The sequence below is a fragment of the Mesorhizobium tamadayense genome, from assembly GCF_003863365.1.
In the GTDB taxonomy this organism is placed as follows: domain Bacteria; phylum Pseudomonadota; class Alphaproteobacteria; order Rhizobiales; family Rhizobiaceae; genus Mesorhizobium; species Mesorhizobium tamadayense.
The window spans coordinates 13,398-29,525 of record NZ_RQXT01000003.1 but is presented as its reverse complement, the minus strand read 5'-3'; the positions used below and the strand labels follow the sequence as shown (position 1 = coordinate 29,525).

The 16,128-nt window shown below is 65.4% G+C and carries 12 protein-coding genes and 1 pseudogene; 4 read left to right on the top strand and 9 right to left on the bottom strand.

Annotated elements, in window-relative coordinates:
• Positions 1–23: 23 nt before the first annotated feature.
• The 8 genes and pseudogenes from rimI to EH240_RS03310 all read right to left on the bottom strand — a co-directional run bounded on the left by rimI (position 24) and on the right by EH240_RS03310 (position 7,375).
• Positions 24–518 (bottom strand): ribosomal protein S18-alanine N-acetyltransferase, encoded by a 495-nt coding sequence (rimI, locus tag EH240_RS03345; RefSeq protein WP_124996002.1) that lies wholly within the window; start codon positions 516–518, stop codon positions 24–26.
• A gap of 104 nt (positions 519–622) precedes the next feature.
• Positions 623–1,291: pseudogene (tsaB, locus tag EH240_RS03340) on the bottom strand (tRNA (adenosine(37)-N6)-threonylcarbamoyltransferase complex dimerization subunit type 1 TsaB); the annotation flags it as partial.
• A 150-nt stretch (positions 1,292–1,441) separates the two neighbouring features.
• On the bottom strand, positions 1,442–2,548 hold the full coding sequence (locus EH240_RS03335) for a DUF1513 domain-containing protein (protein ID WP_124996000.1): 1,107 nt from the start codon (positions 2,546–2,548) through the stop codon (positions 1,442–1,444).
• Between the two features lie 4 nt (positions 2,549–2,552).
• Positions 2,553–3,632: an imelysin family protein gene (locus EH240_RS03330; RefSeq protein ID WP_124995999.1), complete on the bottom strand. Its 1,080-nt coding sequence runs from the start codon at positions 3,630–3,632 to the stop codon at positions 2,553–2,555.
• Positions 3,632–5,239 carry a di-heme oxidoreductase family protein gene (locus EH240_RS03325; protein WP_124995998.1) on the bottom strand — a complete coding sequence of 536 codons (1,608 nt, stop codon included), beginning with the start codon at positions 5,237–5,239 and terminating at the stop codon, positions 3,632–3,634. Before EH240_RS03325 ends, EH240_RS03330 begins: the two co-directional genes overlap by 1 nt.
• A 12-nt stretch (positions 5,240–5,251) precedes the next feature.
• Positions 5,252–5,737: a bacterioferritin gene (bfr, locus tag EH240_RS03320; protein WP_124995997.1), complete on the bottom strand. Its 486-nt coding sequence runs from the start codon at positions 5,735–5,737 to the stop codon at positions 5,252–5,254.
• Entirely contained in the window at positions 5,703–6,014 is a 312-nt protein-coding gene (locus EH240_RS03315; protein WP_124995996.1) for a (2Fe-2S)-binding protein, read from the bottom strand. Before EH240_RS03315 ends, bfr begins: the two co-directional genes overlap by 35 nt.
• Positions 6,015–6,073: 59 nt before the next feature.
• On the bottom strand, positions 6,074–7,375 hold the full coding sequence (locus tag EH240_RS03310) for an imelysin family protein (RefSeq protein WP_206075216.1): 1,302 nt from the start codon (positions 7,373–7,375) through the stop codon (positions 6,074–6,076).
• Between the two features lie 427 nt (positions 7,376–7,802).
• Between EH240_RS03310 and EH240_RS03305 the strand changes: the two genes are divergently transcribed.
• Positions 7,803–9,056 carry an NAD(P)/FAD-dependent oxidoreductase gene (locus EH240_RS03305; RefSeq protein ID WP_124995995.1) on the top strand — a complete coding sequence of 418 codons (1,254 nt, stop codon included), beginning with the start codon at positions 7,803–7,805 and terminating at the stop codon, positions 9,054–9,056.
• Between the two features lie 117 nt (positions 9,057–9,173).
• Here EH240_RS03305 and EH240_RS03300 read toward each other — a convergent pair whose 3' ends face one another.
• Positions 9,174–10,451, bottom strand: coding sequence for a 4-aminobutyrate--2-oxoglutarate transaminase (locus EH240_RS03300; protein WP_124995994.1), 1,278 nt, complete (start codon positions 10,449–10,451; stop codon positions 9,174–9,176).
• A 423-nt stretch (positions 10,452–10,874) separates the two neighbouring features.
• On the opposite strand from EH240_RS03300, the gene EH240_RS03295 reads away from it, so the two are divergent.
• From EH240_RS03295 to EH240_RS03285, 3 genes are read left to right on the top strand one after another with little or no spacing between them, the layout of a single operon-like run.
• Positions 10,875–11,939, top strand: coding sequence for an efflux RND transporter periplasmic adaptor subunit (locus EH240_RS03295; RefSeq protein WP_245435814.1), 1,065 nt, complete (start codon positions 10,875–10,877; stop codon positions 11,937–11,939).
• Entirely contained in the window at positions 11,936–13,027 is a 1,092-nt protein-coding gene (locus tag EH240_RS03290; RefSeq protein WP_124995992.1) for an efflux RND transporter periplasmic adaptor subunit, read from the top strand. Before EH240_RS03295 ends, EH240_RS03290 begins: the two co-directional genes overlap by 4 nt.
• Positions 13,024–16,119: an efflux RND transporter permease subunit gene (locus EH240_RS03285; RefSeq protein WP_124995991.1), complete on the top strand. Its 3,096-nt coding sequence runs from the start codon at positions 13,024–13,026 to the stop codon at positions 16,117–16,119. The genes EH240_RS03290 and EH240_RS03285 overlap by 4 nt, the downstream gene beginning before the upstream one ends.
• The last annotated feature ends 9 nt before the right edge of the window (positions 16,120–16,128 follow it).

Genomic DNA, 16,128 nt, shown 5'->3' with positions numbered 1-16,128 from the left:
TCCCGCCTCGGCCCGCCGTCTGGCTAGCGAAGATCGCGGCGCATGACAAGCGCGCCGGTCGGACCGTGCTTGGTCGACCGGTAGTAGTTCGGGCGCTGGCCGACCTGGCGGAAGCCGAGCCGGCGGTAGAGCGCGATGGCCGGCTGATTGGTCTCGTCGACCTCCAGGAAGAGCGCCTCGGCGCGCTGCGCATGCAATTCGCGCAGCACCGCGTCCATCAATTGCCAGCCGAGCCCCTGGCGGCGATGGGCGCGAGCAACCGCGACCGTCAAGATCTCGCCCTCGCCTGCCGCGAGCCGCGCCAGCACGAAGCCAACCGGAGGCTTCGCTCCCTGCCCGGTCTCGCGCGCGGCATAGCCGAACACAGTGTCCTGTTCGAGGAGCGCCGAGAACTCACCGTCGGTCCAGGGGCGAACGAAATCCTCGCGATGCAGTTCCGCAACGGCGGCGCTGTCGGCAACCGTCAGCGGCTCCAGCGCATAGTCCCTGCGGCGCGGCTGAAAGAAAGGTATGCGCATCAGGACTCTTTTTCTCCGGGACCCCGCCTTTGGGAAACGTGGTCTTGCTTTTTTGGACCATGATCTTTTCCAAAAACCGGTTCCCACTTTTTGGGATCATGGTTTTGTCTCGGCAAAATGAAACCTGCCTGCGGCTTGGCATCGGCGCCGCGCAGATAGAGCGGTTTCGGCCTTTCGCCCGCTCCTTTGGCGGCGGCCAGCCGGGCATAGGTGGCTATGTCGGCTGTGGCAACAACCGGCCCGATGTCGGAACCGTCTCCGGCCGCCGCGGCAACCATCGGCGCGGCGGTGCCCGCGAGAACCGCTTTCGCGTCGACTGCCATTCCGGTTGCTTCGGAAAGCGTGGTCACCGCAGGACCGTAAGTCAAAACTAACGCTTTGTCGAAAAGAGCCGCATGGAGCTCTTCGCGGCCGGCGTCGAGCGCGGCCAGCACGGCGCGGCCGGGAAAGGCGGCCGCCGATTCCGCTGCCAACGCTTCCAGCGTCGTCACGCCGATGGCCGGGACTTTCAGCGCCAAAGCCAGCCCCCGCGCAGTCGAGACGCCGACGCGCAGGCCTGTGAAGGAACCAGGCCCGGTCGAGACGGCGACGGCATCCAAGCCCTGGTAGCCAATCCCGCTGGCCTTAAGGGCAGTCTCGATGACGGCCATCAGATGCTCGGCATGCCCTTTGCCGAGGTCGAGCACCTGGCGGCCAAGCTCGATGCCCGCGCCCGCGTCGTAGACGCAGGCGGCGCAGAGATTGGCAGCGCAGTCGATGGCAAGCAATTTCATGCGGGCAGCTTCATACGGACAGCTTCTTGGGGCCGGTTAAAAAAACACATTCCCTGTGCCCGGCATGGCCCGCCGCCGCAAGTGCCATGTGGCATAAATGTTAAGCGGCTTTGCTTCTGCGCAGCACCGAGGCGCATGCTCCAATGGCCGTTAAGCCGCCGCCGCGATGCGCAGCATGTGGTTGTCCCAGACATAGTCGGGCTCGGAACGCGAAGCGCCGGCGCCGCCGACGATCGCGCCGCCGCCGGTTGTCGCCATAAAGCCGGCGCCGTCCGGGGCGAGGCCACAAACCTCGACAAGCGATTTGGTCGCGACAATCCGCCCGCTCGCCGCGTCGAGGACGGCGAGCGAATTGCCCTGCGGCGAGGTGACGGCGACCGTGCCGGCGGCGGGATTGGCGGCAACCGAGCCGATGTAGTTGCGGAAGCCCGACAAAACGTCCTGCGGCATCTCCAGCAGCTCTAGATCTTTGCCAGGCACCGCGCGGCCGACCAGCGCCGGGCGGTCGGTCGCCGGCCCGCGATACTGGCAGCCGAACCAGACGGTGCCTGCCTGGTCGCGATCCATATGGCGGATCGACAGCTGGTGCATCGCCGGCGGCAGCTCGTGCTTTTCGATCAGGCCGCCGGCGATGCGGTCGACCAGCGTGTAGGAGGGCTTCATCGTGGCGACGTTGAGCTCGGCGCGGCCGAAGTCGGGATGCGTCTCGATGCCGCCATTGGCAATGGCGAGCGTCCTGCCGTCGCCGATCAGCAGCAGTTCATGCGGGCCCATGCCATAGGTCGGGAACTCGCCGATGCGGCTGAACTTCGCCCGCGCGTCATAGATGCCGACGACTCCGGCGGCATTGTCGAAATCATTCTCGGTGGCATAGAGCAGCGCGCCATCGGGCGAGAACACGCCATGGCCGAAGAAATGCCGGCCGGCGATGCTGGCGATGGTCAATGGCGGCTCGCGGCCGGCATGGTCGAAAACGACCGCGAAGGTGCCGGGCTGGCGAGCGAAGACGACCGAACGGTTTGAGACCGGGTCGAAGGTGACGTCGTGGCCGCGGTCGGGCAGATCGACCGTATGCAGGATCTTGCCGGCTTCGGAAAGCACGGCGGCGCCGAAGCTGCCGTCGCGCTTGACGAAGGCCGTGGCGAAGACGGCGTCCACTGCCAGCGCATCCGCCCAGGCGCGCGGCGCCATTACGGCGGCGAAGCTTGCACCGGCAGCGCGCAGGAAATCGCGGCGATCGATGAGCGAGGTCCTCACTGCATCAATCCCCATCCAGGGACGAAAAGCCGGCGGTCAAGCCGAACTCGGCGGTCATCCTGGTGCCGATCAGCGTCGAGAGGCTGGAGGTGATCCGCGCGAAATGGTCGAGCTTGTCGCGCAGCGCCGGATCGGCGAGCGCCTTGTCGATCGGCCCGGGGACGGACCGCGCCGTCGCCACGCCGTTGGTGAGCTGGATGTGGATGGATTGCGCCATCCACCGTGCATCGGCAGGCAGCGCATCGCCTAGCTTCGAGGCCTGAAACAACCGGTCGATGCCGGACAGGTTCCCGGCCAACGAATTCGTCGTGTTCTGCGAGCGCCAGTAGATCGCCTGCTTCGGCTTGTCGGCGTCCGGCTTCGCGCCAAGAAAACCCTTGAGGCGCGCGTCGCGGATCATGTCCAGCTCGTTGATGAAAACGCCGACCAGTTCCGTCACCGCTTCGGTGCCGTCGCGGTAGAGGGGGTTCTTCGGCCCCGGATTGGCCCAGAGCGAAGCAAAACCATCGGGCTTTTCCCAGGCGTCGCGGACCTCGCCGGCGATCGCCTCGATGTTGCCGGCGACCGCCGCGCCATAGGCGCAGCGGTAGGGTTCGTCCTTGCCGGCAAGCGCCTCGGCGCCATCGCCGAACAGCACATATTCGAGCGCGCCGAGCCCTTGCATGGCGACGCTCTTCCTCGCCAGTTGCGCCGGATCAGTGGCGGAGGCATCCTTGGCGGCGAGCGTCGCCTGCACCTGCCTCAAGCCGATGCTCTTGCGGTCCGGCCAATAGAGCATGCGCTCCAGCCGGTTGTTTTCCTTGACCGGCCCGAAGGCGATGATCTCGGCCACCGACCAGGCCTCGACCGTGGCGGAAAAATTCGCACGTGCCGCATCCAGATTTTGCCGGGATGGCACATTGCAGAGTTGATCCATCGCCTTGGTCAGGCTCACGGCATGATCGTCGAGGCTGGCATAGGCGGGGCGCACGAAGCCGCCGATCGCGCGCAAGATGACATCGGAGGCTTTCACCGCCGCCGTTGCCGGCAAGGCAGCGGCCAAAAATAGGGGAAGAGCAAGGGCGGCGGCCAGACGTTTCGACATCACAACGACTCCAGGAATTTGATCAGCGCAGCGCGGTCCGCGGCATCGGCGGCGGCAAAACGGTCGCGCGCCTTTTGGCCTTCGCCGCCATGCCAGAGGATCGCCTCTTCGAGCGTACGCGCGCGGCCGTCATGCAAATAGAAGCTGTTGCCGTTGACGGTCGCGGTCAGGCCGATGCCCCAGAGCGGCGGCGTGCGCCATTCGTTGCCGCTCGCTTGCCCCACACGTTGCCCGTCGGCTAGGCCCTCGCCCATGTCGTGCAGCAGGAAATCCGAATAAGGCCAGATCAGTTGGAAGGCCTGCGCCGTGTTGGCCGTGCCGCGCATGGTGACGAATTTCGGCGTGTGGCAGAAGACGCAGCCCTTCTCATAGAACTGCTTCTTGCCGGCAAGGACCTCCGGCTCGCCGAGATCGCGCCGCGCCGGCACGGCAAGGTTCTGCGAGTAGAAGGTGACAAGATCCATCACCGGCGGCGGCGCCTCCGCCGTGCCCAGGCGCTGCTGCACGCCGTTCGGCATGGCGAGGCAATCCTTTTGCGCTTCGGTGCAGTCGCCCCAATGCCGCGGCACTTCCGGCGTCGAGATACCGACGTCGCGGGCAAAGGCGTCGGCGGCCTGCTGGCGGATCGACGCGGTGTGCGCCTTCCAGCCGAAGCGGCCCAACGTGATCTCGCCGCTCAACTCGTCGCGAACGATGTTCGGCCTGCCGGAGATGCCGTCGCCGTCGCGGTCATCCGGATCGGCATGGGCGAGGATGTCGGCAGGCGCAATCTGCTCGATCAGGCCGAGGCCGATCATCGGCGGCGTCAGGCGCGGCGACAACGTTGTGCGTGGACCGAGGGGGCCATAGGCCAGGTCTTCGATCGAGTAGCTGGGCTTGCGCAGCGAAACGGCGGCGCCGTCGGCGAGCTTCACCTTTTCCTCGGTATAGACGATGCGCATCCGGCCTTCGCCCTTGAGGCCGGGAACCGCCAGATCCTGCAATTGCGAGCCGTAGACCGGATCGGGGAAGTTCAGCAGCTTGCGGTCGGCGAGCTCGGCTCTCTCCTCGGCGTTGCTTGCATCGCGCGCCAGGCGCAAGAACATGGACGTGGAGCCGATGCCGCCTTCCGGCGGACGGCCGCGACCGTCCTTCAGATGGCAATTCTGGCAGGCGCGTTCGTTGAACAGTGGACCGAGCCCGTCGGAGGCCTGGGTCGAGGACGGCGACGACACCCAGTTCTTGCGGAAAAGCGCGTTGCCGAGCTTGAAGGTCCCCTCCTCCTCGAAAGTGATGTTGGCGGAAGACTGCGAGAACGCGTCGCGGTTGACGTCCTTCTCCGACGTGCCGGCGCCGCCCTGCATCCGCTCGAACGGCTCGGGCTTCGAGAAATCCGCGGTCGGCCGGGTGACGGCCAGCACCCGCGCCTGATCCTTCGGCGTCAGATCGGTGCGGCCGGAGGCGAGGCCCGCAGGCACCGGCTCGCTGGCCGTGGCGACAGCGGAAAGCGGGATTGCAAGCAGAAACAAAACCGGGCGATAAGTCCGATATCGCGGGCTCTTCTCAAGCGGCAGGCCACCATTTCGGGCCCGCCGCAAGCGGCGCAAGAGAGCTACGGGGCGCCGCATTCCCGCATGTCCTTACTCCGCCTCGTTGGCCGAGTCGGCGTTGAGCTGGCCGTACTTCTCCTCGCCGATCGAGGCGAGCAGGTCGAGCTGCGTCTCCAAAAAGTCGATGTGACCTTCCTCGTCGGCCAGCAGGTCCTCGAAAAGCTTCATCGATACGTAGTCCCCCGCCTCCTGGCAGATCTCGCGCGAGCGCTTGTAGGACGTGCGCGCGTCATATTCGCCGGCGAGGTCGGATTCGAGGACTTCCTTCACGTTCTGGCCGATGCGCAGCGGCGCAACAGACTGCAGGTTCGGATGTCCTTCGAGGAAGATGATGCGGGCCACCAGCCGGTCGGCATGATGCATTTCCTCGATCGATTCCGCCCGCTCCTTCGTTGCCAGCTTGGTGTAGCCCCAGTCCTCGAGCAGACGATAGTGGACCCAGTACTGATTGACGGCCCCAAGCTCCAGAAACAGGGCTTCGTTAAGCCGCTCGATGATCTGCGGTTCGCCTTTCATGGGTTCTGCTCCCGTATTGGACGCGCAAGCCTCTTACGCGGTCCAGGTGTGAAACGATGTCCACGCCGCCCACCTCTGAACGGGCATGGTAGTTCTCGGTGACCCGAATGATCGTTTCCACCACATTTGGAAAGCAGCCGCAACAGCGGCCGCGCTTGCGCATGGCATGATAGACCTTCGCAGGCACGATAAGCTGCCAGGGATCTTCATCCAGCAGACCGATGATCGTCTGCTCGATCTCCTTTTCGGTGATGATGTTGCAATGGCAGATCAGCATTCACTTGGCTCTGGCTGACGGCGCCGCGCCGGCGCCGTTTGGCTGGTACTGGCCCGACGTTACTTGAAGACCTTATCGGGCGCGTCGAGGCTGTCGGAGCCCTCGAAGGCGATCGCGTTGAGCTTCAAAGAGCCGACGGCGCGCTCGATCGACTTGGTCTGGTCGACCAGCGCGTCGATCGCCGCCTGCACGGCGGCGTTGCCTTCCGCGTTGCCCTCGGCGATCTGCTGGTCATAGGCTTCGCCGGCCAGCGCGCGCGTCTGGATCGCTTCCATCTTGGCGACGGTGAGATCGAGCTTGTCCGACAGTTCCTTGTCGAGCGCCGGATCGGCGGCCTTCACCATGTCTGAGACCGACGGGCCGGAAACCACGGTGCCGTCGAGCCGCTTATAGCTGGCATGGTAGGCGCCGCGGATGCCGATCGCGTCATACAGATGCGAGATATAGGTGTTGTCGGAGAAGCAGTCGTGCTCCTCCTCCGGATCGTGCAGCAACAGGCCAAGCTTCATGCGCTCGCCGGCCAGTTCGCCGTAAGAGAGCGAGCCCATGCCGGTGAAGATGGTGGAGATGCCGGCATTCGGCTCGCCGTCGGCAAGGTTCTTGCGCGCCGCACCGTCTTCCTTCCAGTTGTCGACCATCTCCTGCAGGTCGGACACCAGCAGGTCGCTCGCCGACTTCAGATATTCCGCGCGGCGGTCGCAATTGCCGCCGGTGCAATTCTTGAGATCGTAGTCGGTGTAAGGCCGCTCGCCGGCGCCAGGCCCGGTGCCGTGCAGATCCTGGCCCCAGAGCAGGAATTCGATGGCGTGATAGCCAGTCGCCACATTGGCTTCGACGCCGCCGGCTTCCTGCAACGTGCCGGAGAGAAATTCGGGCGTCAGCTTCGAGGCGTCGACCTTCTTGCCGTTGATCTCGATTTCCTTGTTGGCGATGACATTGGCCGTATAGAGCGAATTCTCGTCCGACTCCGTGCCGTAGCTCTTGGCGACATAGTCGATCAAGCCTTCATCCAGCGGCCAGGAATTCACCTTGCCTTCCCAGTCGTCGACGATCTTGTTGCCGAAGCGATAGGCTTCGGTCTGCTGGTAAGGAATGCGCGCCGCCTTCCACGCGTCGCGGGCTGCGTCGAGCGTCTCGGCCGAGGGCTTGGCGATGAGCGCGTCGACGGCCTTGTCGAGCGCCTGCGCGGTGGTCAGCGAGTCCTCGTATTTGGCCAGCGCGATGTCGGCATAGGTCTTGATCACCGCTTTCGGGTCGGTTTCGGCTTTCGCCGGCAGCACGAACACGGCGGCCGTCAGCGCCGCGGTGGCGCCGATGGCGGCAAGCCTGCTGCCAAAGCGCGGCGTGATTGTCGCTCTCATCAATCCATCTCCTCAGAAATTCAATGACATAGGCATGCGGCCGCAGGCGCACGGCACCAGCACAAGCACGAATGGCCGGAAAGGCAAGGTTGCCGCGCGATGGCGCGGCCAATCAGCAAAAGACACCGAAATGCCTCCAATCGAAAGGGTTCAAGGCCCAGACATCAAAGGAATGCGCCAAGGGCGCAGGCCTCCATAAAGCGGCGGAGAGGCCGGAAGTCAACTGGTGAGGTAGAGAAAATTCAATTGAAACAACAGTTTAGAATTATTCTAAACTGCAATTATCAACTTTAAGCCGGTGATCCCGCCGAACATCCGGATTGACAGGCGGCCATTCTGGGTGCGACCCGGACCAGGGCTCTTGCGGCGGCGGCAGACAATCGCCACCTGGCGGAAGATCCTAGGTTTGAAGGGAAAAAGGGCTGCGATGAAGAACGGGGTGGTCATTGTCGGTGCGGGTCATGCCGGCGTGCAGGCGGCAGCAAGCCTGCGCGAGGAAGGCTATGACGGACCGGTCATCCTGATCGGCGACGAGAACGAGCTGCCCTATCACAAGCCGCCGCTGTCCAAGACCTTCATCAAGGATGCCGAGGCGAAGCCGCAGCCCCTGCGCGGCGAAGCCTTCTATTCGGGCAGCGCCATCGACTATCGGCCGGGCATGCGCATCGACAGGATCGATGCCGGCGCTCGCAGGTTGCAAGTCGCTGGCGGCGGCACAATTCCCTTCGACCGGCTGGTGCTCGCGACCGGCTCGCGGCCGCGCCTTCTCAAGCTCGAGGGCGCGGAACTCGCCGGCGTGGTGTCGCTGCGCTCGCTGGCCGACGCGCGGCTGATCCGCGAGTTGAGCGCGCGGAGCAAGGATGTCGTCATCCTCGGCGGCGGCTTCATCGGCCTGGAGATCGCGGCGACGCTCAAGGCCGCAGGCCGCAAGGTCACCGTCATCGAGGCGCTCAACCGGCTGCTCGGCCGCGCCGTGGCACCGGCGATCGCCGCCCATGTGCGCCAGCGCCTGGAAGAGATGGGCGTGCGCATCCTGACCGGCACCACCGTTGCCCATCTGGAAGGCGAAAACGGCGGCGTCTCGGCCGCGATCACCTCCAGCGGCGAGCGTCTTCCGGCGCAGATGGTGATCATCGGCATCGGCGTGGTGCCCAATGTCGAACTGGCGGAAGCCGCCGGCATCGCGATTGCCAACGGCATCCGCATCGACCAGCATATGCAGAGCTCGATCCCCGAAATCCTCGCCATCGGCGATGCCGCGTCCTACCGGCACTGGCTCACCGGCGGCGAGGTGCGACTGGAATCGGTGCAGAACGCCACCGACCAGGCGCGGCTCGCCGCGCGCACCGTCCTCGGCCATGCCGAACCCTTCTCCGCCGTCCCATGGTTCTGGTCGGATATCGGCGATATGAAACTGCAGATGGTCGGTCTCACACAGGGCGGCGACAGCCATGTCGTGCTGGGCGAGCCGGCCGAGAACAAATTCTCGATCTACCACTATGCCGGGCACCGGCTGCTCGGCATCGAATCCGTCAACCGTCCCGGCGACCACATGCTTGGCCGCAAGATGCTCGGCGCAGGTTTTTCGCCGTCGCCGCAAACCGTTGCGGCGGGGCCGGATGCGCTGAAGGCGGCGCTTGCTGCCTTCAGCCAGGACGAGCCCGCGAGGGCGACGGGTTAGACGCGCCTACCCTCCCCCTTGTGGGGAGGGTCGCTGCGAAGCAGCGGGGCGGGGACGGCGCCGACCCCCATCCGGACCCTCGGTCCGACCTCCCCACAAGGGGGAGGTAGGGTTGGCTCACGCCGCCCGGACCTCGCGGATGGAACTCTCCAGAATGTCCAACGCCTCGTTCATGACGCCGTCCTGGATGGTGATCGGCGACAGGAAGCGGATGACGTTGCCGTAGACGCCGCAGGTGAGCAGGATAAGGCCCTTGTCGAGCGCCTTGAGCCTCACCGCATTGGCGAATTCGGCCGACGGCAGGCTTTTCTTCATGTCGTTGAACTCGACGGCGTTCATGAAGCCGGGGCCGCGAATGTCGACGATCTCCGGCACGTCCTCGCGGATCGATTGCAGCCGCTGCTTGAGCCTAGCGCCGAGCGCGTTGGCACGGTCGCAGAGCTTTTCCTCCTCGATGACGTCGAGCACGGCGTGCGCTGCAGCGACGCCGATCGGGCTGCCGCCATAAGTACCGCCGAGCCCGCCGGGGCCGGGCGCGTCCATGATCTCGGCGCGGCCAGTGACGGCCGACAATGGGAAGCCACCGGCCAGGCTCTTGGCCATGGTGGTGAGATCAGGCGCCACGTCATAATGGTCCATGGCAAACATCTTGCCGGTGCGGGCAAAGCCGGTCTGCACCTCGTCGGCGATGAGCAAGATGCCGTGCTGGTCGCAGATCTTGCGCAGGGCGGTCATGAAATCGCGCGGCGCCTCGTAGAAGCCTCCCTCGCCCTGCACCGGCTCGACGATGATGGCGGCCACGCGGCCCGGATCGACATCGGCCTTGAACAGCTTGTCGAGCGCGGCAAGCGAATCCGCAACCGAGACGCCGTGCAGCGCGACCGGGAACGGCGCATGGAAGACGTCGGCCGGCATGGCGCCGAAGCCGACCTTGTAAGGCACGACCTTGCCGGTCAGCGTCATGCCCATGAACGTGCGCCCGTGGAAGCCGCCGGAAAAGGCGATGACCGCCTGGCGGCCGGTGGCGTTGCGGGCGATTTTTATCGCATTCTCCACCGCCTCCGCGCCGGTGGTGACGAAGACCGTCTTCTTGTCGAACTTGCCTGGCAGCATGCCGTTCAGCCGCTCGGCCAGCCGCACATAGCTCTCATAGGGCACGACCTGGTGGCAGGTGTGGGTGAAGCGGTCGAGCTGCGCCTTGACCGCCTCGATCACCTTCGGATGGCGGTGGCCGGTGTTGACCACGGCGATGCCCGACGAGAAGTCGATATAACGGCGGCCCTCGACGTCCCAGATTTCCGAATTTTCGGCGCGATCGGCATAGATCTGCGTGGTCATGCCGACGCCGCGCGATATCGACTGGTTCTTGCGTTCGGAAATGGCTGAATTCTTCATCTCGTCCCTCATCGGGCAGGCGCCCGTCCTTTCTTGGTGCCGCTAATGCATGTCGCGCAAAAGTGCGCAGCGGTTTTGCGAAAACGACATGCATAAAAACAAAGACCTAAAGCGCGTCGCCTGAATCCGTTTCAGCGCGACGCGCTTTAGAAACCTCTTCTGGCCTTATTTCAGGATTTCCTCAAGTCGGCACCGCAGGCGGTCGATTGGGCCTGCCAGACTCGCCGGCCGATCTCAGCCGGACCGGCGATGAAGCTGCGGAAATGGTTTCCTTTTCCCGGCGATCGATTATCCTCGTTTTATCCGCGACGTGCCGCCGTCAGGAATGGTTTGCGCGGAACCGAGGGAACTATGAGCAGGAACGCGACACTGTCCGCCTTGCCGCCATCACCGCCCCGCCTTTCGTCTCGTCCATCCATTTTTTTGCTGCTCATCTGCGCCGCCACCGCGCTTTCGGCTGCCGGCTGCCAGAAGCAGCAGGCAGCGGAAAAGAGGCTGCCCATCATGGTGACGACGCAGACCGTGGCCCTGGCGGACTACGCGCCGCGAACCTCGCTGACCGGCGTGATAGCGGCTCATACGCTCAACAATCTGTCGTTCCGTGTCGGCGGTCGCGTCGCGGAGAGGCTCGTCGAGGTCGGCCAGCATGTCGACCGGGGCGCCGTGCTTGCCCGCATCGATCCGCAGGAGCAGGAATCCGACCTGCGCTCGGCGCAGGCCGATCTCGACGCGGCGCAGGCGCAGCTCACCCAGGCCAAGGCAGCTTTCGAGCGGCAGAAGACGCTGCTCTCGCAAGGCTATACGACGCGCCGCGATTTCGACAGCGCCGATCAGACGCTGAAAGTGGCGCAGGGCAGCGTTGACGCCGCGCAAAGCGCGCTCGCCAACGCCAAGGAGAACCTTTCTCATACCGAGCTCAAGGCGGGCGCCGCCGGCGTGATCACCGCGCGCCAGGTCGAGGCCGGCCAGGTCGTGCAGGCGGCGCAGACCGTCTTCACCGTCGCTGAGGACGGCGATCGCGATGCGGTCTTCAACGTCCACGAAACGCTGGTTGCCCAGATGCCGGCGCCGCCGCCGGTCACGATCACGCTGCAGTCCGACCCACAGGTCAAGGCGATCGGCAAGGTGCGCGAAATCTCGCCGGCGGTTGACCCGGCCTCGGGATCGATCCGGGTCAAGGTCGCCATTCCCGACACCCCCTCCGGCATGCCGCTGGGTGCGGCCGTGATCGGCTCGGCCAGCGCCAGGCCGGTAAAGGCCGTCCTGCTGCCCTGGCAGGCGTTGACCTCGAGCGACGGCAAGCCGGCGGTCTGGGTTGTCGATCAAGGGACCAAGGTGGTGGCGATGACGCCGGTTGAGGTGCTGGCCTTCGGTTCTGGCGTGGTCGTCATCGAGAAGGGGCTGGCGGAAGGGCAAAGCGTCGTTACAGCCGGCGTGCAATCGCTGAGCCCCGGACAGACCGTCGAGATAGCGGGGGCGGGAGAGTGAGCCGGCTGCCGCGCACCCCTGTCCTGCTTATCATTGTCCTGCTTGTGCTTTCGTCGCTCGCCGCCTGCTCGCAATCGGAAGAGAAGGCGCCCGAGATCATCCGGCCGGTGCTGTCGGTAGTAGTCGAGCCGCGCACCAATGACACCTTCGGCTTCGCCGGCTCGGTCGAGCCGCAATTCAGCGCCGAGCTCGCCTTCCGCCTGCTTGGCCGGGTTGTCTCCCGCGACGTCGAGGTCGGCGACGTCGTCAGCAGGGGAATAACGATCGCCGCGCTCGACCCGACGGCGCTTGAGCTTGCCGTGCAGGCGGCGAAGGCGGAACTCTCCAATGCCCAGGCGCAATTTGCCAATGCCTCCGCGAGCGAGGAACGCCAGCGCCAGCTGCTCGCCGCCGCCAACACCTCGCAGGCCGTCCTCGATGCGGCGCAGCAGGCCAGGCAAGCAGCGGCGGCCGGTGTCGAACGGGCCGCCGCCGCACTTGCCAAATCGCAAGAGCAGCTCGGCTATGCCAGATTGTTTTCCGACTTCGACGGCGTCGTCACGGCCGTCGGCGCCGAGGTCGGCCAGACCGTTTCGCCCGGGCAGACCGTCGTCACCGTGGCGCGCACGGATCCGCGCGAGGCGGTGGTCGACATCCCCGACCGGCTGACCGGCGATCTTGCCGTCGGCACGCCGTTCCAGATCATCCTGCAGTCGCTGCCCACCGTCACGACCGAGGCCAAGCTGCGCGAGATCGCGCCGCAGGCCGAGGGCTCGACCCGCACCCGCCGCGTGCGGCTGACGCTCGTCGATCCACCGTCGGCGTTCCGGCTGGGCTCGACGATCACGGCGACGCGCATGACGAAAGTGGCGCCGACGATCGAACTGCCTTTGTCGGCGCTGTTGGAGAAAAACGGTGCCGAAAAGGTATGGATCGTCGATCCGCAGACCTCGAGCGTGAGCGAGCGCGAGGTCAAGATCGCTTCCAGGAGCGGCGGCAGCTTCACGGTAGCGTCGGGCCTCGAGGCGGGCATGCGGGTGGTCACCGCCGGAGTCCACAGCCTGAGCGAAGGCCAGAAGGTCAAGGTGCCCGAGGGAGGGGCCTCATGAAGGGCTTCAACCTTTCCGACTGGGCGCTCGGCCACCGTTCGTTGGTCTGGTATTTCATGCTGGTCTTCGTGGTGGCCGGCGTCTTCTCCTACCTCAACCTGGGCCGCGAGGAAGATCCCGCCTTCACCATCAAGACGATGGTCATCCAGGCCAGTTGGCCGGGTGCCTCGGTCAACGAGACTGTGCGCCAGGTTACCGACCGCATCGAGAAGAAGCTCGAAGAGCTCGACAGCCTCGACTACACCAAATCCGTCACCACCGCCGGCAAGACGGTCATCTTCGTCAACCTGAAGCCGACCACCAAGGCGCGCGACGTCGTCCCGACCTGGCTGCAGGTGCGCAACATGGTCGACGACATCTGGTCGCAGTTCCCGCAGGGCGTTCTCGGGCCGTTCTTCAACGACCGCTTCGGCGACGTCTATGGCAACATCTACGCCTTCACCGCCGACGGGCTGACGCCGCGCCAGCTGCGCGACTATGTCGAGGATGTGCGGACCAAGATCCTGACCGTGCCGAATGCCGGCAAGGTGGACCTTGTCGGCGCCCAGGACGAGGCTATCTATCTCGAATTCTCGACCCGCCAGACCGCGGCGCTCGGCCTCAACCAGCAGCAAATCGTCGCCAGCCTGCAGGCGCAGAACGCGATCACGCCGTCGGGCGTCATCCAGTCCGGGCCGGAGCGGATCAGCGTGCGCGTCGGCGGCCAGTTCACCTCCGAGGAAAGCCTGCGCGCCATCAACCTGCGCGTCAACGACCGCTTCTTCCGGCTGAGCGACGTGGCGACGATCAAGCGCGGCTATGTCGACCCGCCGACGGCGCTGTTCCGCTTCAACGGCCAGGATGCTATCGGGCTCGCCATCGGCATGAAGCCCAACGCGAACCTGCTCGAATTCGGCGAGGCGCTGCACAGGGAGATGGACAAGGTGTTGGCCGACCTGCCGGTCGGCGTCGGCGTCCATCTGGTCGCGGACCAGCCGGTCATCGTGGAAGAGGCCGTCTCTGGCTTCACGCAGGCGCTGTTCGAGGCGGTGGCGATCGTGCTGGCGGTATCCTTCATCAGCCTCGGCCTGCGCGCCGGCTTTGTCGTGGCGCTGTCGATCCCGCTGGTTTTAGCCATCACCTTCACGGTCATGGCCTATCTCGGCATCTCGCTGCAGCGTATTTCGCTCGGCGCGCTGATCATTGCGCTCGGCCTGTTGGTCGACGACGCGATGATCGCGGTGGAGATGATGGTGGCGCGGCTGGAGGTTGGCGACAATCTCCGCAAGGCGGCGACCTATGTCTACACCTCCACCGCCTTCCCGATGCTGACCGGCACGCTGGTGACGGTCGCCGGCTTCATCCCGATCGGTCTCAACTCGAGCGCCGCCGGCGAATACACCTTCACGCTGTTCGTCGTCATCGCCGTGTCGCTCTTGGTGTCATGGATCGTGGCGGTGCTCTTCGCGCCGCTGCTCGGCGTGACAATCCTACCGGCGACGATGAAGGCAAAGCACCACGACCAGCCTGGCCGCTTCACCTCGCTGTTCAGGCGCATCCTCGTCTTATCGGTGCGCCGCCATTGGCTGACCATCATAGCGACCGTGCTTCTGTTCGCGGCCTCCATCGCCGGCTTCGGCCTGGTGCAGCAGCAGTTCTTCCCGCCCTCCGACCGACCGGAGCTGGTCGTCGACTGGAACCTGCCGCAGAACTCGTCGATCGCCGAGACGCGCGACCAGATGGAGCGCTTCGAGCAGCGGGCGCTGGTCGGCAATCCAGACATCGACCATTTCTCGTCCTATATCGGCCAGGGCGCGGTGCGCTTCGTGCTTGCCTATGACGTTCAGCCGGGCAACCCGTATTTCGGCCAGACCGTCATCGTCACCAGGAGCATCGAGGCGCGCAACCGGGTGAAGCCGGCGCTGGAAAAGTTGCTGCGTGCGGAGTTCGTCGGCACCGATGCCTTCGTCAAGCCGCTCGAACTCGGGCCGCCGGTCGGACGGCCGGTGCAGTACCGCGTCGGCGGACCGGACATCCAGACAGTGCGCGAGCTGGCGCAGCAATTCGCCGGTCTGGTTTCGGCCAATCCGAAGGCTGCGGCGCCGACTTTCGACTGGAACGAGCCGCAACGGGTGCTCAGGGTCGACGTGCTGCAGGACAAGGCGCGCCAGCTCGGCATCACCTCCTCCGACATCGCCAGCGCCCTGAACAGCACGGTGGGCGGCTCGACCATCACCCAGGTGCGCGACGCCACCTATCTGATCAATGTCGTGGCGCGCTCGCGCGAGGCCGAGCGCGGCTCGATCGAGACGCTGCAGAACATGCAATTGCCGACCGGAACCGGAGAGGCCATCCCGCTCGCGGCGGTCGCCAACTTCCGCTACGACCTGGAGCAGCCGGCGGTGTGGCGGCGCAACCGCACGCCGACCATCACCGTGCGGGCCGGGCTGGTCGGGGACGTGCTTCCGGCGACCGTGGTCAACGAGCTCAAGCCATCGGTCGATGCCTTCATCGCCAAGCTGCCGCCGGGCTACTCGGTCGAAACGGCGGGCTCGGTCGAAGAAAGCGCAAACAGCCAGGGACCGATCGCGGCCGTGGTGCCCTTGATGCTGTTCATCATGGCGACCATCCTGATGGTGCAGTTGCAGAGCTTCCAGCGGCTGTTCCTGGTGGTTGCGGTGGCGCCGCTCGGGCTGATCGGCGTGGTGGCGGCACTTGTGCCGAGCGGCGCGCCACTCGGCTTCGTCGCCATCCTCGGAGTGCTGGCGCTGATCGGCATCCTGATCCGCAACTCGGTCATCCTGATCGTGCAGATCGAGGATCTGGTCGCCGAAGGCAGGAACCACTGGGCGGCGGTGATCGAGGCGACCGAGCACCGCATGCGGCCGATCGCGCTGACTGCGGCGGCCGCAAGTCTCGCGCTAATCCCGATCGCGCGCGAAGTGTTCTGGGGCCCGATGGCCTATGCCATGATGGGCGGCATCATCGCCGGCACGGCGATCACGCTGCTCTTCCTGCCGGCGCTTTATGTAGCGTGGTTCCGGATCAAAGAGCCGAAGCAGGAGGTGGAGGGTGCGCACAGCGAGGCGGTGGCGGAGGGCGGTGCGGCCTGAGGCGGCCGT